This window comes from Micromonospora sp. NPDC005710 (genome assembly GCF_040630995.1).
GTDB lineage: Bacteria > Actinomycetota > Actinomycetes > Mycobacteriales > Micromonosporaceae > Micromonospora.
Map to the genome: position 1 here is coordinate 34,328 of NZ_JBEXYP010000004.1, position 19,363 is coordinate 53,690.

A 19,363-nucleotide genomic window follows, 5' to 3' on the forward strand; every position below is an offset into this window, starting at 1 on the left:
CCCGAGGCTGTTGACCATGACAAGGCTCAGTCGTCGAATCTTCGTCCTCGGTGGACTGGTGACCGCCGGTGTGGCGCTCACACCCCGCCAGAACGCCCATGCCGCAGTGCCGTACCCCTTCAAACTCGGTGTGGCGTCCGGTGATCCGGCACCCGACAGCGTGGTCCTCTGGACCCGGCTGGCACCGTCCCCGCTCAACGCCGACGGGCAGGGCGGCATGGCCAACGCCGACGTGACGGTGGAGTGGCAGGTGTCCACCACCGACCGGTTCACCTCGCTTGTCGCCTCCGGCTCGGTGGCCGCCCGGTACGCCGACGCGCACTCCGTGCACGCCATCGCGGGCGGGCTCGCCGCCGACTCCGACTACTACTACCGGTTCCGCACCCAGGGCCAGATCTCGCCGGTCGGGCGGACCCGGACCGCCCCGGCGCCCAGCTCGTTCGGCCGCGACCTGGTGATGGCCTTCGCCTCCTGCGCCCACTACGAGGCCGGCTACTACACCGCGTACCGGCGGATGGCCGAGGACAACCCCGGCCTGATCCTGCACCTCGGCGACTACATCTACGAGGGCGGTGTCGGCACCTCCACTGTGCGGCAGCACCTCGGCACCGAGATCGTGTCGCTGGCCGACTACCGACGTCGGTACGCGCTGTACAAATCCGACCCCGACCTGCAGGCCGCCCACGCGGCGGCACCCTGGCTGGTGGTGCCGGACGACCACGAGGTGGAGAACAACTACGCCAACATGGTCCGCAACGACAGCAGCCCCACGCTCACCGCCGCCCAGTGGACCGCGCGCCGGACCGCCGCGTACCGGGCCTACTACGAGAACATGCCACTGCGACCGGCCTCCGCCGCCAGCGGCAACAGCATCCCGCTGTACCGGCGCATCCGCTGGGGGCAACTCGCCACCTTCCACATGCTCGACACCAGGCAGTTCCGCGACGACCAGGCGTGTGGGGACGGCTGGAAGGTCTGCGCCGACGCGGACCTGGCCTCCCGGTCGCTGACCGGCGCCGCCCAGGAGGCGTGGCTGCTCGACGGGCTGGCCCAGCGCTACGGCACCTGGGACATCCTCGGCCAGCAGGTCTTCTTCGCCCAGCAGCTCGACGCGAACGGGGCGGCGAGCATGGACGCGTGGGACGGCTACCGGGCCTCCCGCAGCCGCATCCAGACCGGCTGGCAGCAGCGCGGGGTACGCAACCCGCTGGTGCTCACCGGCGACGTGCACAAGTCGTGGGCCAACGACCTCAAGGCCGACTACGCCAACCCCTCCTCGGCCACCATCGGCACCGAACTGGTCTGCACCTCGATCACCTCGACAGGTAACGGCAGCGGCAGCACCACCGTCCCGAACGCGGCGGCCAACCCGCACCTGAAGTTCTACTCGGACCGGCGCGGCTACGTCCGTACCACGATCAGCCGCAGCCAGGTCCGGGCGGACTTCCGTGCGGTGAACACAGTGACCGAACACGGCGCGGCGGCCTCAACAGTGCGGTCGTTCGTCATCCTCGACGGCCAGCCCGGCCTGCAGGCCGGGTAAGGGAGATAGCCACAATGACCGCGATCACCGCACTGCTCACCGCATCCCTGCTGGTCCCGAACCTGGCCCCGGCCCCGACCGCGATGACCGCCGAGGCGGTCACCTGGACCACGGCGAACAGCGTCGCCACCGGCGACCAGGACCTGCCGTCCATCGCCATGAACCGCAACGGCCACGTCGCCGTGGTGTGGGAGGACGACCGGGACGGCACCGCCCCGGAGGACGACACCCACAGCGAGATCTACCTGCGGCTGTTCCGTGACGGCACGCCCGCGTACGAGCTGAAGCTCTCCACCGGGGGAACCAGCGGGGCCGCCTGGCGGCACATCAGCCCGGACGTGGGGCTCGACGACCGGGGCAACGCCGTGGTGGTCTGGGCCGGCGACGGCGACGGCAACGGCGTCTACAACATCCAGTACCGGGTGGTGTCGCCCGCCGGCGCCGTGCTCGGCTCGGGGCAGGCCAACGCCAGCGACGCCGGGCAGCAGATCTGGCCGAAGGTCTCGGTCGACCCGGACGGCGCCCCCACGAACGCCGCGGCCGTCGGCTTCACAGTGGTGTGGGAGGACGTGCAGGGCACCGCTCCCGCCACCGTCAAGGCAGCCGGCTTCACCGCTGCCACCACCAAGGCGTACGAGGTGACCGCCTCACAGACCACGGGTTCGCACCACCGCCCCGACGTGGCGGTGTCCGCCTCTGGCGAGGCGCTCGTGGTCTGGGACGAGGACGCCGACGCGAACGGCTCGTACAACATCGGGCTGACCCGGTTGGCCCGGTCCAACGGCGCCGTGGCGCTGTCGCGGCGGACTGCCAACGCGCAGAGCGGCGGGCAGCAGCAGCGTGCCTCGGTGGCGGCGAACTTCGCCGGCGACTTCACCGTCGGGTGGGAATCCGACCACACCGGCAGCCGGGGTGTGTGGGCTCGATCGTTCACCGCGACGGGCACCGCCCGCCACGACGAGGTGCAGGTCTCCACCGGAACCGGCGCCGTCGCTCCGGGGGTCGGCATCGACGACCAGGACAACGTCGTGGTGGGCTGGACGGTGTCCGGCGCCAACCCGGACGTCTGGGCGCGGGGCCTCAACCCGGACGGCACGTCCACCGGACGCCTGGCCGCCCAGGCGCTGAGCCAGACCACTACCGGTCGCCAGGAGCACTTCGCGGTCGCGGCGTCGCCGTGGGGTGAGGTGAGCGTCTGCTACACCGACGACAACGACGGCAACTCCTTCGACCAGGTGCTCCTCGGCCTGGGGACGACGAACTCCACCTGGCTGATGTCCGCCGACGAGCTGCGCCGACTGAAGGCGCGGGCGGGCGTGACGACCCACTGAGCCGGGCCTGATCCACTCGGGTCCGGTGAAGTCGCGGTGTTCCCGGCAGCGGGACACCGCGACTTCGGCAGAACCGAGTCGATCACGCCGCCCAGGTCCGGGGGTCACCGCGCACGCCGTTACCGGATCAGCCGAAGAGCAGGTCCAGCTGGGCGTCCAGCGCGCCCAGCGCCTGTTCGGCGGTGTACTGCCCGCCCAGCAGGTAGACACCGAGCCCCTCCATCAGCGCCAGCAGGCCGGCTGCGGCGGCGACGCCGTGGCGGTCGGGCAGGACGCTGGCGATGAACCCGGTGAACTGCGCGGTGTCCTCGTGCAGGGTGGGCGCTGCCGACGGTCGTACCGCCGTGTAGGCGAGGAACGCGAGCGCCACCCGCCCGTCGTCACGGGTGCCCTCGTCGAGCGGCAACAGCGCGGCGAGCATCGTGCGCAGCAGCAGCCGGGGAGACGGGTCGCCGCCCAACCGCGTCACCGCCTCGGTGACCCGGAGTTGGCTGCGCTCGCGCACCACGCTCAGCGCGAACGCCATCATCTCGTCCTTGGTCCGGAAGTAGTGCTGGACCATTCCGGCGGACACGCCGGCGGCGGCAGCCACGTGTCGGAGGCTGACGGCCTCCAGGCCCTGGTCCGCGGCGACCCGCATCAGCGCGTCGGCGATGAGGGTGCGTCGCTCCTGGTGATCGACCTTCTTGGGCATGGCCTCGATCGTTTCACAGTGGGTGGCCCGGACTCCCCGCCAGCGCGGCGGTCACCGGCTGACGGGGTGGCTCGCGGGGGTGCCCCGGGCGCTGCGCAGCAGGCCGTCCGGGTCGTCGGCGTACAGGCGCAACTCGTTGATCGGCTGGGAACCGGTCTTCGGCAGGTCGAAGGTCAGCGGACGGCGCAGCAGGACGTCGATGCTCGTCTGGCTGCCGACCGAGACGGACACGACCCGCCGGTCGCCCTCCTGCTCGACCTGCACCGATCTGCTCGAGGGCAGTGAGCGGTAGCGCTTGCGGAGGGCCTCGACGTCCGTCCACGGGATCCAGATGTCGATGCCCGAGTTGAGCCGCACCCGCAGGCCCCGGTCGCCCACGACATGGGGGTGGATGGTCATGCTGGCGTACAGGCCGATCATCCAGAGCAGACCCCAGATGCCCAGGCCCAGCACGATCCAGCGGGCGGGACGCCACGGCACCACGTGCGTCACCACCACGTCGAAGATCGGGATCTCGACGACCGACAGGCCGATGAAGATGCCCAGGATCGGCTTGACCACGCCGAGGTAACCGAACGGCTCGTCGCCGGGCTTCAGCGGCAGTGGGCGACGCCGCGCCCACGCGTACAGGCTGCGCCAGGTGGCGGCCTCGGCCTGGGCCGCCCGACGGAGCAGCGGGCCGACCCGCGCCCTGGCCGGTGTCGTCGTGTCGGTCATTGCCGTCCTTCTCGGTCGGGGGGCGACTGTCGGTGCGGGGTGACTGTTCCGGCACTGCCATCCACTGTGACGAGCTGCCCGGTCCTGATGGTCCGGGTGGCGTCCGGAACGCAGATGACGGCGGGGATGCCGTACTCGCGGGCGACCGTCGGGCCGTGCGCCATGATCGCGCCGGTCTCGGTGACCAGCGCGGCCGCGGTGAGGAACAGCGGCGTCCAGCCGGGGTCGGTGGTCGCGGCCACCAGGACGTCGCCGGGCTCGATGTGGGCGCTGCCGGGATCGTGGACGACCCGGGCGGGGCCGGTCACCCGGCCGGCCGACGCGCCCACTCCGACGAGCGTTCCGTCACCGGCCGGCGACGACGGCAGGACGGTCTCGACGTCCGTACCGTCGGAGAGCAGTGCCACCGGCACCGTTGCACGCCGCAGCTCCCGGCGGTGCACCGCCCGCCGGGCGGTCACGGTCCCGCGCAGATCAACACCCTGGTGTACGACTGTTTGCGCCTCGTCGAGGGTCAGGAACATGATGTCGTCGGGCTTGTCGAGCAGGCCGGAGTCGTGCAGGTCGGCGCCGATGAGCAGCAGTTGGCGGCGCGTCTCGGCCAGCGGGTACAACCCGGCGAACTTCCCGGCCTCGCGAAGGCCGGCGAGCGACCGCGCCCGGCGCAACAGGAAACCGGCGAGGCGGCCCCGCACCGGCCGTCGACGGCGGGCTCGTGTGCTCAGCTCCCGCAGCGCCGTCTCGGCCGCTGAGGCGGCCCGCTGGAAGCGCCTGTCGGGGCCCTGGCTCGGATCGGTGACCCGCAGGTAGTTGGCGACCGCGGCGAAGACCGGCGTCGGGTCCTCCGCCCAGCGCGGCACCCCGAGGTCGACCTCGGCGGCGCCCCGGTGACCGTAGACGTCCAGGAAGGCCGCCATGCCGATGTCGGGCAGCGTCCCGCGCAGGTAGCGCGCGGCCAGCTCGGCCGGCGGGGTGTCGAGGAGCAGCTGACGGTGGTCGCCCACCTCCTGGGCGAGCCGCCACAGCGCCAGGTCCATCTCGATCGTGACGTTGTGCGGCATGCCGCCCAGCACGGCGTGGATCTCGTCCGGGCTGGCGACGCCCCTGAGCAGGGCGGTGGGCAGCGCGCTGGCGAGCATCCCGGCGACGATCGGCCACATGATGGCGTCGGCGGTGTCGTCGGCGTCGGCGTCGGCGTCCTGCGCCTGCACGAAGCGCAGCCGGTCCGCGGCGGTCCGCAGGTCGGCGGGGGCGGCGGAGCCTACTCTCAGCTTCTCGATCGCCTCGAACATCCGGGTCCGCGCGGCCTCGGGACGGGCCAGCGCCCGCAGGATCCCCACCACCGCGCGGCCGGCCGTCCGCAGCGACGCCGCGCCCGCCGCGCCGCCGGGCCGGGTGCCGCCGGTGGTCGGGGCGAACCGGGGATCCGCGAGGACGTGGTGCATCACCGCCTGGGCGCGCGGCCCGAAGTCGACAGCCAGGAGCTTCACCAGTCGCCGGCGGGCCGACCTGTCGCGCGCGAGGTCGGTGAGGTCGCCGTAGAGGCGGCCGCCGATGTCGACGATCTCGACCCGCACCCCGAGCGCGGCGAGCATCGCGGCGATCTGTGTCCGCAGGGTCGCCATGCCCATCGGGGTGACCGGTTGCCGCATGCCCTGGACGTGCCCGAACTCCAGATAGACGCGGGGGAGGGGCTTTTCGCTCGGCGGTGGGGCGGGAAACAGGCTGGTGATCGGCCGGGACTGGAGCAGCCACAGCACGTCGTTGGCGTCGATCGCCCACTCGATGTCCTGCGGGTAGCCGAAGTGGGTTTGCCACCGCTCGCCGACGGCGCGCAGGCGGGTCAGCTGGGCGGCCGTGAGGCAGCCTGTCTCGTCGCGCGCGACGTCGTCGAGGATGTAGTGGTCGACGGCCGTGGCGCCGTCCACCACCGTCGTGCCGAGGCCGGGAGCGGCGTCGACGGCCATCTCGTCGCGGCGCCCGGTCAGCGGGTTCGCGGTGAACAGCACTCCCGCCACCGTGGGGGTGACCATGCGTTGCACGACGACGGCCATCCGCACCGCGTGATGATCGATGCCGCGGGCGTCACGGTAGGCGGTTGCCCGGTCGCCGTGCAGCGACGCCCAGCACTTCTCGATGGCGGCGATCAGCTCGGTGTCGCCGGTGACGTCGAGGACGGTGTCCTGCTGCCCGGCGAAGCTGGCGTCCGGCAGGTCTTCGGCGGTGGCGCTGGAGCGCACCGCCACCGGGCCCGCGCCGAGCCGGTGGTACGCGGCGACGACCTCGGCCGTGGGAACGACGCCGAGTCGGTGCGCCTCGGTGGTGACGCAGAAACCGGCGGGGACCTGCTCGCCGTGCCGGATCAGCTCGCCCAGCCCGGTCGCCTTGCCGCCGACCAGGGCGGTCATGGCGGCGGTCACCTCGGACAGTGCGATCACGTGCATGGCGGCCCACTCTCTTGACAATACAACTGCATTGAATCTGACCGTACCTCCTTGGCGATGCAACTGCAATGTCACCGTGGCGGGTGCCAGACCTCAGGGCGAGAGCTTGCCGGGATCTGCCATGCTCGGCCCGGTGACGACCGGCCGCCCGACCAGAGCCCGTTCCCACCGCCGCCCCCGAAGCCGTGCCATCCGCCTCCTCCTCGCGCTCGTCGCACTGGCGGCCGTCCTCGGCATCGCCGTGGTCGCGGTGCCGATGCTGCGGCCGGCCGGCCCGCGCCCGCTCTTCCAGATGCCGGTGACCTGCGGAGAGACGTGGCAGCTGAGCACCTACCCCGGTCACGACGACTACGACGTCGACTTCTTCCCGATCGAGGGCGAGACGTGGGGGCGTCCGGTGCTCGCCTCGTCCGCCGGCACCGTCACCGTTGCGGGCATCAACGGCTCGTTGGGTGGACGGACCCCGGAGGACCCGGACGGTCCACGCGGGCGCGGCGGCGGTTACTGGGTCAAGATCGACCACGGCGGCAAGTGGGAGACGCAGTACCTGCACATGCTCGAACCGCCACTCGTCACCGTCGGTCAGAAGGTCGCCCAGGGTGACCAGATCGGGCGGCTCGGCAGCACCGGCAACTCCGGCGCACCGCACCTGCACTACGAGCAGCGCCGCGGCTGGGAGAAGGTCGAGACCCACTTCGACGGCACGCCGTCGGGCATCACCACCGACGAACGCGAACAGATCCTCCGGCGGGTGAGCAACAACTGTCCGGCTGTCTCCTGAGGACGGCGGTTTGCCCGGCCCGGCTCGGGGCACTGACTGAGAGGACAGTTCAGACGCAGGGAGGAGCCGGCCATGGCCAAGGGTGACGTCGACACGTACCACGAGGACGGGCAGTGGAAGAACAAGCCGGAGGGCCAGGAGCGGGCCACCAGCACGCATGACGTGAAGGCCGACGCGCAGGCCCAGGGCCGCGAGATGGCGGCCGACCGCGGCGTCGAACACGTGATCAAGAAGCAGGACGGCACGATCGGGGAGAAGAACACCTACCCCCGCAGCCGTGACCCCCGCGACATCGAGGGCTGAACAGCTCCCAGCACCTCGCGCATCGACCCCCTCGGCGTGACCGAGGGGGTCGATGCGCTTCCGGCGCGCGAAAGGGGGAGTCAGCTTTATCCCCGTAAGAGAAATATGGGCGTTTTAGGGCGATATAGTTCACCCGGGACTGGAGTGAAAGCTGGGAGTGGACATGTCGTTTCGAGGTCGGCGTCGTCCGAGCAGAATCGCCGCACTGGCGGTAGCCGCGACAGTGGGGACTCTCGTGGTCGCGCCGCTCCCGGCGACGGCGGCCGGCTCCGTCCTGTTCGACCAACCCTTCCACAACAACACCGCGAACGGCATCGGCGCGGTGGCGGTACCAGCAGTGCCCGGAGTCCTCGCCACGAACGCCGCCTGCCTGAGCGCGGCCGGCAACTCCACCATCGGCCCGCTGCTCAGTTGCACCACCTCCACCGACCCGCAGGGCGCCGGCAAGCTGCGCCTCACCCCCGCCGCCATCACCCGTCAGGGTGGCGTGTTCGGCGCCGTGAGCGTGCCCACCTCGCAGGGACTCCACGTCACCTTCAACACCTACCAGTACGGCGGCATCAACCCGGGAGCGGACGGCCTCGCCTTCGTCCTGGCCGCCGTCGACCCGGCCAACCCGAGACCCCCGTCCACCCTCGGCCAGCCGGGCGGGTCGCTGGGCTACTCGGCGGCGTTCAACGGTGTCTCGGCGGGCCTCTCCAACGGGTACCTCGGTATCGGGCTCGACGTCTTCGGCAACTTCAGCAACAGCACCTACCAGGGGACCGGCTGCACGAACCCGCCGTACATCTCGACCACCGGCGGGCGGGTCCCCGGCCAGGTCGTGGTTCGCGGACCGGGCCGCAACGGGGTCGGCTACTGCGCGATCAACAGCACCGCCACCAGCACGTCCTCAGCGGCGTTGGCGTTGCGGGCCGCCACCCGGCCCGCCTCGGTGGTACCTGTCGAGGTGGTCGCCAACACCACCTCGTCGCCGTTCACCACCGACACCGGCATCACCGTTCCGGCCGGCGAGTACCGGGTCAGGTTCACCCCCGTCGGCGGCGCCGCACGCACTCTGGCCGGCGCCCTCCCGGTCGTGTCGCCGAGCCTGTACCCGTCGCCGACCTGGCTGAACGCCAGCGGCTATCCCCGGCAACTCGCCTTCGGCTGGGTGGGCTCGACCGGCTCGGTCACCGACTTCCACGAGGTCGACAACGCCAGGGCGGTCAGCTTCAACCCGGTGCCGGACCTGAACGTGTCACAGACCAGCTCCGTCGGCGCCTCCCCGCAGCCCGGTGACCCGGTCACCTACTCGATCACCACCGGGGTCGATGGCGGCACCGCCGAGACGTCGCCGATCTCGGTCACCCAGACCACCCCCAACGGTGTCGTCCCCCGCGCCGCGTACGGCTCCGGCTGGGTCTGCGCCGCACCGTCCGGACAGACCGTCACCTGCACCAACAGCAACGGCCCGTTCGCCGGCGGCACCTCCCTGCCGCCCATCACCGTCGTCGCGACAGTCACCGGCACCGGTGTCACACCGGCGCAGATTCAGACCACCACCGTCGCGACCTCGTCGTCGATCGACGCGAACCCAGGTCTCGCCACCGGCACCACTCCCGTCGCGCCGGCCACCGCACCCAGCGGCGTCACCGTCACACCGGCCCAGAGTTCGGTCTCCGGGGGCATCCCGGTCACTGTCGGCGGCAGCAACCTCAGCGGCGCCACCGCGATCACCATCGGCACTGCCGCCGAACAACAGGCCGGCACGTCCGTGCTGCTGGTGCCGTGCACCTCCGGCCCCGCCGCCGGGTGTTTCACAGTGAACCCCAACGGCACCCTCGCCATCTCCGCCATGCCCGCCCGGTCCGGCCCGGCGACCGTCACGGTGAGCGTCGTCACCCGAGGCTCGGCCGGGTCCGCGAACTTCGTCTACGCCTCCACACCGGGCACGCCCACCACCCCCACCGCCGTCCCGGGCGTCACGAGCGCGACGGTGAGCTGGACCGCGCCGGACAACAACGGCAGCCCGATCACCAGCTACCTGATCACCCCGATCCGGGACGGCGTCACCCAACCAACACTGACCTTCGACGCCTCCACCACCAGCCGCACCCTGACCGGGCTCACCGCCGGCTCGTCGTACGCCTTCCGGGTGGCGGCGGTGAACGCGTTCGGCACCGGCGCGGCCAGCCCACCCTCGGCGGCGGTGGTCCCGTACACACTGCCGGGAGCGCCCACGAACACCTCGGCCACCGCCGGAACCAACGCCGCCAGGGTGAGCTGGACCGCCCCGGCCAACGGGAGTTCGCCGATCACCGGTTACACGGTCACTCCCTACCTCGGTGCCGTGGCGCAGACCCCGCAGGTCTTCAGCGGCACCGCCACGACCCAGATCGTCACCGGGCTGACCGGCGGTGCCACGTACACGTTCCGGGTGGCCGCGACGAACGCCGCCGGAACCGGCCCGCAGTCGGCCCCCTCCGCGCCGGTGACCGTCAACCCGGCACCGACCCTCACCTTCCCGCCACCCCCACCCGGCAAGGCCTACGACCCGTACCAGTACCAACTGACTGTGAACGGCGGCACCAGCCCATTCACCTGGTCCGTGAGCGCCGGGAGCCTACCCGCCGGGCTGACCCTCGACCCGGTCACCGGCCTACTCTCCGGCACGCCCACCGTGTCCGGGACGTTCCCGTTCACCGTCCGGGTGACCGACTCGTACAACCAGTCGGCGACCCGACCCGTCGAGCTGGTCATCACCCCGCTCGGCGGGCTGTCCATCAGCGTCCCGGCGATCTCGCCGCTCGGCACCGTCACCTCGGGCACCACCGGAGTGTCGGGCCGTCTCGGCCCGGTGACAGTCACCGACGACCGCGGGCCGTACTCCGGAAACTGGGTCACAGTCGTCTCCAGCACGAGCCTGACCACAGGTTCCGGCTCGGGTGGCGAGACCATCCCGAACAGCAACATCACGTACGCCTCCGGGCCCGCTCTCGCCAGCACCGGTGTTGGTTCCTTCGTTCCGCAACCCGGTGCGGTGCTGAACACCACGCGTACCGCCGCCGGGTGGTCCGGCCAGACCGGCGGCCCGAACTCCGCCACCTGGAACCCCACCCTGTTTGTCACCCTCCCGTCCGGGCTGGTGGTAGGCAACTACGTAGCAGTGGTAACGCACTCCGTCATCTAGCCAACCCCCACTCGCGCCCGGCGCCCGCCCTTGCCCTCGTGGATCAAGGAGTTGTGGTGGGCGACAATTCAGTCCTGTCGTGCCCAAGCCAGGCACCACAAGTCCATGATCGACGGACCCGACCGGCCTGGCCCTGGGCCTGGGCCTGGGCTGGGCCTGGACCGGCCTGGACGACGCTGCCCGGCCGTTCCGGGGGGAACGGCCGGGCAGATGGTGGTTCGGAGTCGGACGGTGGTCAGGCGAACTGGGTCCGGTGCCGGCGCACGAGGTACCAGCCGCCAAGGGTGACAAGCACCAGCAGGGCGAGCCCGCCGACCGTGTAGACCAGCCAACTCGGCCCGCTGGACGTCGACACCGTCATCGGCGCCGCGACGGGTAGGACGATCTTCCCGGTCGCGATGCGTTCCACGGTGCCACTGGCGAGCTTCGCGTGCACGTCCCAGGTTCCTGCGGGCAGGGCCTGGTTGACCTCGATCCGTACCTGGCCACTGTGGCCGGGGAGGATCGTCACGCCGTTCGTCACCTTGAACGGGCCGGCGGTGACCGCCGCCTTGGTCAGCGACAGGGTGCCGGTCATGTCCAGGGCGCGTTCGCCGGTGTTGGTGACCTTCGCGGTGACCACCGGGAACTCGCCGCTGCCGGGCTCGGCGGCCAGCCCTTCGATCCGGAAGTCGGTCGGCGGCTCACCACCTGGGCCGACGTCGAGGTAGACCCGGATTCCCACCCGGTGGATCTGGGTGACGTTTCCGGTGCGTTCCTTACCGCTGGTGACCTGTGCCCAGATCGCGGCGTACCGCTCGCCCTTCGATGCCTTTTCCGGTACGGCGACCTCGACCTCGACCGGCCGTCGCTCGCCCGGGTCCAACTGCAGGGTGGCGGTCTTCAGCCGGATCCACCCACTGAGTTCGTTGCCCGTGCGGCCCTCGGGCACTGTGAAGGCGTTGTTCTCGACCGACGCCCCGCCCGAGTAGAACTCGATCTTCTGCGTCTCGTTCGAGGCGTTCTGCACCTCGACGCGTCGGTTGATCGTCATCCCGGGTTTCAGGTGATCCACGATGTAGACCTGGGCCCGGGGGTCGTCCACCCGGCTGGCCGGAATGTCCAGCATCCGGATGCTGATCGCGGGCTCCTCGGCCGGGTCCTGTCGCTGCTCCCGCACGGCAACGGCTGGTGCCGCCGAAACCCCGAGCGCCACGAGGGCGACCGAGGCCAGCAGCACCAGCCGGCCGAGCGGGTCAGACCACCGAATGTGTCACCGTCCCGGTGTAGACACCCTGGACGGTGCCGACGGGGATGTTCACCACCAGGGTGGGGTTCCAGGTGGCGAAGTTGTTGCCACTGCCGCCGGTGTGGGTCATCGCCGTCCGGGGGACATTGATGATCACCTGCTGGGCCGCAGTCGGCTGACCGGGCGTGAAGGTGCCGCTACCGGCGGTCGCCGTGGCCGGCCCGGACCAGTAGAGGACGTTGATGTTCGGGATCGTCTCCCCGGAGGAGCCGCCACCGGTCTTGAAGTCGGTGGAGGTGACGGTGGCGGTCCAGTTGGGGGTGAGCGACCCTCGCTGGTCCAGCACGGTGACCGGGCCGAGCAGGCCGGTGACGGTCGAGCCCTCTATGCCGTGACCGATGTTCGCCGTCGCCGGTACCGTGATCGACAGGCCGCCTGCGGCGTCGACGGTGAGGGTCACGATCGTGTCACCGGTCGTGTCCGCTGCGGCCGGTCCGGCGAGCGCGACGACGGCGGCGACGCCGGCCAGGCCCGCGAGAATCTTTCTACGCATCGAGTCTCCTTTGTCCTAAAGAACCTTGGGAAGCACTTAGGAGACTAACTACGCGAAACGCCCATAAGTGGCCGAATGGCACCAGTGTCACCCGCTGTCGGGACCGCGCGCACGGCAAGGGCTCGGCGCCGTGTCGGCCGCCGAGCCCCGCGAGCGGATTCAGGCAGCGACCACGTACGGGAAGGTGGCGGAACGGGCGGCCTTCGTGACCTCCGAGGTGAGGCCGGCCGTGGTGCCGGCGTTGAGGACCAGGGAGAACATCACCTCGGGTGCGTTGTCGGCCAGGGCGCGCCCGTTGCGGAGCGCGAAGCCGAAGTTCGCCGCCGTACCGACCTTGTACGTCAGCAGGTCGGGGTAGATCTGCCGGGCGACGCTCCAGCCGTACGCCTGGGGGTCCGGTGCCGTGCCGTTCGCCTTGACCACCCCGGCGACCGCGTTCGCGATCTCCTCACCGCCCTCGGTGAGGTCCTTGCTGGGGTGCCGGAAGTTGGCGGGGTCGGAGAAGTCGGTGTCGTGCGGCCAGAAGATCGGCCACATCATCGGGTGGCCGGCCCGGTTGATCTGCCGCCAGCCGCCGGCGTCGGTGGCCAGCATGGTGCGACACCACACGCCGATCTCGGTGCCGTCGCGCAGCAGTGGCTCGTCGTGGGAGACCTCGAGGACGATCGACTCGACGGTGGTGCCGGCGAAGCTGTTCTTGGCCTGGTCCACCCGCCACGCCGAGCGGTCCACTGGCGAGCCGTTCTTGACCGCGCCGTTGATCGTCGCGAGTTCGTCGAGGTCGACGTAGAACGGGTCGGTGATCCGGCCGGCCCAGATCCGGACGTTGCCGCCGGTGGTCACCTCGCCGGTGCGTCCCTCGGCCACCGGGGTGCCCATCGCGGCGTCGTCGCGAGCGTCCGCGCCGGTGAGCTCGTACAACTGGAGGGCCTGCCGGGCGTCGCCGTCCGGCTCGCCGAAGGCGAACCGGTAGGTCAGGTCCTCCACCTCGGCGCCATTGATGTGAATCTTGATCTCGTAACGCGCCTCGGCGTGGAAGCCGCGCTTGATGTCTGCCTTGGTCACCGAGCTGTTGACGTCCATGACGAAGACCGTGGCGCGGTCACCGTTGAAGACGTACAGGTCGTCGATGTACAACTGGCCGCCCTGGGCGGCCAGCGGGGTATCGAGATGGTGCGACATGAGCTCACTCCCGGAACTGCCGGATTTTGGACTAATCCGAACATAGTGGGCGTCAGGCTGGCCGCTCGCTCCATCGCGTCAATCCGCTCCCGGCGGGGAGCGGGGACTCGCACGACGGTGGGCCGCCCGAGTTCTCCTCGGACGGCCCACTCCTTCACACCGGTCCGATCAGATGCGGGACCACTTCTGGTTGGCGGCCCCGAGGCAGTCCCACAGGTGCAGCTTGCCGCCGTTGTTGGGGTTGGCCTCCCGTACGTCCACGCACTTGTTGGCGTTGAGGTTGACCAGGTCACCGGCACCGTTGAGGGTGAAGCGTTGCGCGGTGTTGCCGTTGCAACTCACCAGGTTGACCTCGGTGCCGTTCGCGGTGCCGGCCCAGGCCGGGTCCATGCACTTGCCCATCGCGCGGACGGTCCCGTCGGAGGCGAAGGTCCAGCTCTGGGCCGCCGAGGTGTTGCAGTCCCAGATCTGGAGTTTGGCGCCCTCCACCGGGTTGGCGCTGGGGATGTCGATGCAGCGACCGCTCTGCGCGCCCCTGATCCGGCTGGTGCCGGGAGCCGGGTCGCCTCCGCCGGAGGTGTAGCTGGACACCCGGACGTGATCGACGAGCATCTGCTGCGGGAACTGGGTCGAACCGTCCGGGTAGCCGGGCCAGTTGCCACCGACGGCGACGTTGAGAATCATGAAGAAGGGGTGGTCGAACACCCAGCGGCTGCCGCCGAGCCGAGCCGGATCGACCCGGTGGTACTGCACCCCGTCGACGTACCACGTGACCACGTTCGGCTCCCAGTCCACGCGGTAGGTGTGGAAGGTGTCGGCGAGCGGCGCACCGAGGGTGCGGCTGCCCGTGATGCCGCCGCTACCGGAGTAGCCGGGCCCGTGCACGGTGCCGTAGACGGTGTTGGGCTCCCGGCCGATGTTCTCCATGACGTCGATCTCGCCGGAGTCGGGCCACCCGCCACCGGTGCCGAGCATCCAGAAGGCCGGCCAGATGCCCTGACCACGCGGGATCTTGATCCGGGCCTCGAATCGCCCGTACGTCTGGGTGAAGGTGGCCGCCGTCAGCAACCGCGCCGACGTGTACTCGCAGCGCCCGTAGTGACACTGGTAGTTGGCGGGGTTGTCCTTGCGGGCGGTGATGACCAAATTGCCCTGGCCGTCGTGGACGGCGTTGCTGGTGCTGTTGGTGTAGTACTGCCGCTCGTTGTTGCCCCAGCCGCCGCCGCCGATGTCGAACCGCCACTTGTTCTGGTCGACGGGCGTACCGGCGGGGGAGTTGAACTCGTCCTGCCAGCTGATGGCGCCGATGGCGGCCTCGGCCCGGTCGGGGTGCGCCGGGACGACGAGCGCCGTCGCGGTCGCGACGAGGGCGGCCGCCAGGAGTACGAGGGGGCGGAAGCGAAGGCTGGGCCGGGCTGTGAACACGGGAGGCTCCTCAGCGGTGGGGGGTGAAGGCGGTCTACCAGGATAGAGAGCGCTCTCTAGAGCGAAGCATGTCGATATCGTGTCTTTCTGTCAAGAGTGTTTCCAATATCACGACCGTCCGTTACCGCCCGATGCTGAACAGTGAGCGGTGAAGCGCCGCCCCGGGTGTCAGTGCGGCGTCGATCGATGCCTCCGAGATGGACGACACCAACCCATCGAAGGAGGTCGTGGCCCCGAGAGCTACTCGATAGCAGTCGAATCGACCCTTCCTATTGCCGTGGGGCGTCCACGCGGGACAGGATGACGAGGCGTGCCGGAAACGTTCCCGTAACCTGCGCGCTGCTGGTCTCTGTCACAAGGAAGTGGGAGTCAGTCATGAGCGAGGCTTCGACGGCGCTGGGTGTGCGCCTCTACCCGGATCTGGTCGAGCGGGGTGGCCTGGCCCCCGCGCTCATCGAAACCGCTGCCCGCCACGGGCTCGACGTCGGCCGGGCGACAGCGCCGGAGCAGGGGCGGGCCCGGTTCACCAGCGCCGAGCTGCACTCCGACGAGGGCGTGGTCTGCGTGGGGCTGGGGTCGCAGGCCCGATACTTCATGATCGACCTGCGCATCTCCGGTGAGGTTCTCGCCCGCGGTGATGTCATGGACCTGGTGCAGGTCGCCCAGTTGGCAGCGGCCTGGCGGGCCGGCCTGACGTTCGCCGAGCTGACCGCCCGGTTCCCGTTCATGGAAGAGATCAAGCAACGCCCGGCCCCGGTGGCCCAGGTCGGCTAGGCAGGTCAGCAGCGCAGCCGAGGCGGCAGTGGTGGCCCGGCACCGGCGTCCCGGTTGAGATAGGTCGACTGGACGAAGGCGACGAGGCGTTCCGCGTCGGTCGCGGTGGAGGCCAGCCCGAACGAGACACGGACCGCGCCGCCGGTCGGCAGCCGCAGCGCGGTGAGGTACCTGTCGATCGTGTCGATCCCGGCCAACAGCCGCTGCCGGGTCGACGCCCGGCTGATGCCGAACGCGCCCTCGCCCGCGCCCGGATTGCAGAAACAGCCGGTACGCACTGACAACCCCGCCGCTGCCGCCTCCCGCGCGACGAGTCGTTCGTCGACGAGTGTGCCGTCCGGGTGGCGGAGGTTGAACGTCACGGTGCCGCCGCGTCCCGTACCCGTGGCCGGCCCGTACACCTGGACCAGCGGCCCGCCGCTGTCGTGCCGCAGGCTGGCCAGCCGCGCCAGCAGCCAGTCGGTGAGCAGGCCGACCCGGGTGTGGACGAGGTCCACGCCGATCGAGTCGAGCCAGCGCAACCCGAACTCCACGTCCGGGATGCTCAGGAAGTTCAGCGTGCCGTCCTCGAACGCCGACTCGTCGTCCATCGGTCGGTGCCAACCACCCTGCACGCTCACCGCGCGGATCGTGCCGCCGGCGAACCACGGCCGGCGCAACCGGGCCAGCGCCGAACGGCGGGCCAACAGCGCCCCGACCCCGGTGGGGTAGCCGAAGAGCTTGTACCAGCTCAGACAGACGAAATCCGGTCGAGCGACGCTGAGGTCCAGCCGGTTCGTCGGCGCGAAGCCGGCAGCGTCGAGCAGTACGTCGTAGCCCCGCCGCTGGGCCAGTTCCACCCAACCCAGCGGGTGCTGCACCCCGGAGAAGTTGCTCTGCGCCGGGTAGGCGAGCAACCCCCGACGACCGGGCCGACCCCACCGACGTGCCAGGCCGCCCCGGCCGGCGTCGAGCGCCGCGACCAGGTCCGGCTCGGCGACCCGCAGCTCCGGCCCGCTCAGCGGTACGTAACGTACCGGCGCGCGTGCCGACCGGGCGTACTCGCGGATGCCGTTCACCGAGTTGTGGTTGTCCCAGGTCAGCACCAGCGGCGCGGCCCGGCCGAAGTCGTACGCCTCGCCGACCAGCCGGCAGGCGCCACTGGCGTTCGGCGTGAAGACCACCGCGTACTCGGCCGGATCGGCGCGGAAGAAGTCGAGCACCGCCTGTCGCGCCGACTCCACCAGTGAGCCCGCCGCCACACTCGTCGGGTTCTCCGAGTGGGGGTTGCCGTACAGGCCGGCGAGCAGCCGGTCGTGGTGGGCGCGCACCTGGGCGCGGGCCGCCACCCCGGCCCCGGCGTAGTCGAGATACACCTGCCCGTCGGTGTCCAGGTGTCGGTACTCGGTGGCGCGCAACTCGTCGATCCGGGCGGTGGCGGCGTATCCCGGCAGCGCCGTGGGTGAGGCGTGCGGTGTCGGGTCAGGACGCACGACGGGCATCCCGTCGGAGCAGCACCGTCCAGGCCGCGCCCAGGAACAGCAGCACGAACCCGCCGAGCACCAGCCAGTCGACCCACACCGGCCGGGAGAAGCTGTCGCCGTACGTGGCCAGCAGCGGCGGGCCGAGCGGGGAGCCACCGTCACGCCAGAGCCGCTCCACCCCGGCGGTGTGCCCCAGGCCTTCGAACGCCCACCGGTTCGACATCGCGTAGCTGAGCCACTGACCGCCGACCGCCATCGCCGGCACCGGCAGGATCGCGCCGACGAACAACACCTGTGGAAAGCAGAGCATCGGCAGCATGAGCGTCGCCTGCGCCGCGTCGGACACTGCCGCCGAGCAGAGCAGGCCGAGGGCGAGCGCCGCCGCCGAGGAGAGCAGCAGTGTCGTGTACAGGGCGGCGAAGTCGGCGCCGCCCACCGGTGGCAGCCGGTCCAGGCCGCGCAGCACCCCGAGCAGGGCGAGGTCCACCAGGGCCAGCAGCGGCAGCAGCACCGCGACCTTCGCCAACAGGTACGGGACGAGCCGGACACCGGCCAGCCGTTCCCGGCGCAGGATCGGCACCTCGGTACAGATCTGAAGGAGCCCGTAGGTCAGCCCGAAGAAGAAGCCACCGAACGCGATCCAGAACAGGATCATCACGGTCACCGTCGGGCTGGGACTGGTCGGGTCGAACGCCCCGGGACGGAACAACAACGCGAACATGCCGAGCACCATCAGTGGCGAGCCGAGCAGGATGGCGAGGGTCAGTCGGTTCCGGACGACGATCTCGGCGTTGCGGACGGTGAGGATCGCCCACTGGCGGAGCCGGCCGACGCGTCGCGGCGGCGTCCCGGTGACGTCACCGTCGTCGCTGGTCCGCAGCGGGTGCCCGGCCTCGTGCTGGCTGGCCGCACCCTGGTCGGTCTCGTGCTGGCTGGCGAAGCGGTCGGGCCACTCGGTGGGTCGGGTCGCCTCGTCCAGCCGCAGGTGCACCTCGGCCAGGGACCGCAGGCCGAAGAACTCCCGGGCGGCGGCCGGGGTGCCGGTGAACGCCAGGCGGCCCTGACGGGTCAGCACGACGACCCGGTCGCAGTGGTCCACGTCGGTGACCTGGTGGGTGGTCAGTACGACTGTCGCGCCGGTGTCGGTGAGCGCGCGGAGCACCCGGAGCAGTTCCACAGCGATCGCCGGGTCCAGCCCGGAGGTGGGCTCGTCCAGGAAGAACACACCGGGTCGGGTGAGCAGTTCGACAGCGATGCTGGCGCGCTTGCGTTCACCGCCGCTGAGCAGGCCGACAGGTGTGCTGGCCCGGTCGGTGAGTCGCAGTTCGGCGAGCACCTCCGCGACCCGGTCGTCGATCTCGGTTGACCCGGCGGCGGAGGGGAGACGCAGTCGGGCCGCGTACCGCAGGGTGCGGGCCAGCGGCAGCTCGCGATGGATGATGTCGTCCTGCGGAACGACGCCGATCGTGCCGGCAGCGGCGCTGCCGTCGTACCTGACGATGCCCGTCGCCGGTCGCTGTATCCCGGCGAGGAGTTCCAGCAGGGTGGTCTTACCGGCGCCGCTGGCACCGATGATCGCGACCAGCTCGCCCGGCGCGATGCTCAGGGAGACGTGGGTCAGGATCTGGCGACCGCTCCGGACGCTCTGGCCGAGCCCCTGAGCGGCGATGCCGACACCGGCGGATGGGGGAGACGTGGTCTGCTCGGTCGTCATGTCGACTGCTCGATCCGGTCGGGAGTGGTCGGCGTCAAT

15 protein-coding genes are annotated in these 19,363 nt (G+C 70.8%); 6 read left to right on the forward strand and 9 right to left on the reverse strand.

Features of this window, described 5'->3' with window-relative positions; translation table 11 throughout:
• The first annotated feature begins 16 nt into the window (after positions 1–16).
• Together ABZ406_RS06645 and ABZ406_RS06650 are read left to right on the forward strand one after the other, a co-directional pair.
• Entirely contained in the window at positions 17–1,543 is a 1,527-nt protein-coding gene (locus tag ABZ406_RS06645) for an alkaline phosphatase D family protein (RefSeq protein WP_357756393.1), read from the forward strand.
• Between the two features lie 14 nt (positions 1,544–1,557).
• Entirely contained in the window at positions 1,558–2,874 is a 1,317-nt protein-coding gene (locus ABZ406_RS06650) for a hypothetical protein (protein WP_357756394.1), read from the forward strand.
• A 127-nt stretch (positions 2,875–3,001) separates the two neighbouring features.
• Here the strand turns inward: ABZ406_RS06650 and ABZ406_RS06655 are convergent, their stop codons facing one another.
• From ABZ406_RS06655 to ABZ406_RS06665, 3 genes are read right to left on the reverse strand one after another with little or no spacing between them, the layout of a single operon-like run.
• Positions 3,002–3,568, reverse strand: a complete 567-nt coding sequence (locus tag ABZ406_RS06655; protein ID WP_357756396.1) for a TetR family transcriptional regulator — start codon at positions 3,566–3,568, stop codon at positions 3,002–3,004.
• 51 nt (positions 3,569–3,619) lie between these two features.
• Positions 3,620–4,285: a hypothetical protein gene (locus ABZ406_RS06660; RefSeq protein WP_357756399.1), complete on the reverse strand. Its 666-nt coding sequence runs from the start codon at positions 4,283–4,285 to the stop codon at positions 3,620–3,622.
• On the reverse strand, positions 4,282–6,729 hold the full coding sequence (locus ABZ406_RS06665) for a PEP/pyruvate-binding domain-containing protein (RefSeq protein WP_357756402.1): 2,448 nt from the start codon (positions 6,727–6,729) through the stop codon (positions 4,282–4,284). The genes ABZ406_RS06660 and ABZ406_RS06665 overlap by 4 nt, the downstream gene beginning before the upstream one ends.
• Before the next feature lie 121 nt (positions 6,730–6,850).
• Between ABZ406_RS06665 and ABZ406_RS06670 the strand changes: the two genes are divergently transcribed.
• The 3 genes from ABZ406_RS06670 (at position 6,851) to ABZ406_RS06680 (ending at position 10,985) form a co-directional block, all read left to right on the forward strand.
• Entirely contained in the window at positions 6,851–7,510 is a 660-nt protein-coding gene (locus tag ABZ406_RS06670; protein WP_357756405.1) for a M23 family metallopeptidase, read from the forward strand.
• Between the two features lie 72 nt (positions 7,511–7,582).
• Positions 7,583–7,813, forward strand: coding sequence for a DUF2188 domain-containing protein (locus tag ABZ406_RS06675; RefSeq protein ID WP_357756408.1), 231 nt, complete (start codon positions 7,583–7,585; stop codon positions 7,811–7,813).
• Between the two features lie 163 nt (positions 7,814–7,976).
• Entirely contained in the window at positions 7,977–10,985 is a 3,009-nt protein-coding gene (locus ABZ406_RS06680) for a fibronectin type III domain-containing protein (RefSeq protein WP_357756411.1), read from the forward strand.
• A 235-nt stretch (positions 10,986–11,220) separates the two neighbouring features.
• Here ABZ406_RS06680 and ABZ406_RS06685 read toward each other — a convergent pair whose 3' ends face one another.
• The 4 genes from ABZ406_RS06685 to ABZ406_RS06700 form a co-directional block, all read right to left on the reverse strand.
• Positions 11,221–12,144 (reverse strand): hypothetical protein, encoded by a 924-nt coding sequence (locus ABZ406_RS06685; protein ID WP_357756414.1) that lies wholly within the window; start codon positions 12,142–12,144, stop codon positions 11,221–11,223.
• A 76-nt stretch (positions 12,145–12,220) separates the two neighbouring features.
• Positions 12,221–12,766 carry a hypothetical protein gene (locus ABZ406_RS06690; RefSeq protein ID WP_357756417.1) on the reverse strand — a complete coding sequence of 182 codons (546 nt, stop codon included), beginning with the start codon at positions 12,764–12,766 and terminating at the stop codon, positions 12,221–12,223.
• A 159-nt stretch (positions 12,767–12,925) separates the two neighbouring features.
• A complete protein-coding gene (locus ABZ406_RS06695; protein ID WP_357756420.1) occupies positions 12,926–13,948 on the reverse strand; it encodes a DUF4331 family protein in 1,023 nt (340 codons plus the stop codon).
• Positions 13,949–14,116: 168 nt separating this feature from the next.
• Positions 14,117–15,373 (reverse strand): family 16 glycosylhydrolase, encoded by a 1,257-nt coding sequence (locus ABZ406_RS06700; RefSeq protein ID WP_357756423.1) that lies wholly within the window; start codon positions 15,371–15,373, stop codon positions 14,117–14,119.
• A 375-nt stretch (positions 15,374–15,748) separates the two neighbouring features.
• Between ABZ406_RS06700 and ABZ406_RS06705 the strand changes: the two genes are divergently transcribed.
• A complete protein-coding gene (locus tag ABZ406_RS06705; protein ID WP_357756426.1) occupies positions 15,749–16,147 on the forward strand; it encodes a hypothetical protein in 399 nt (132 codons plus the stop codon).
• A gap of 5 nt (positions 16,148–16,152) precedes the next feature.
• Here the strand turns inward: ABZ406_RS06705 and ABZ406_RS06710 are convergent, their stop codons facing one another.
• Together ABZ406_RS06710 and ABZ406_RS06715 are read right to left on the reverse strand one after the other, a co-directional pair.
• A complete protein-coding gene (locus ABZ406_RS06710; RefSeq protein ID WP_357756429.1) occupies positions 16,153–17,619 on the reverse strand; it encodes an aminotransferase class V-fold PLP-dependent enzyme in 1,467 nt (488 codons plus the stop codon).
• On the reverse strand, positions 17,609–19,324 hold the full coding sequence (locus tag ABZ406_RS06715) for an ATP-binding cassette domain-containing protein (RefSeq protein WP_357756432.1): 1,716 nt from the start codon (positions 19,322–19,324) through the stop codon (positions 17,609–17,611). Before ABZ406_RS06715 ends, ABZ406_RS06710 begins: the two co-directional genes overlap by 11 nt.
• Positions 19,325–19,363: the final 39 nt, after the last annotated feature.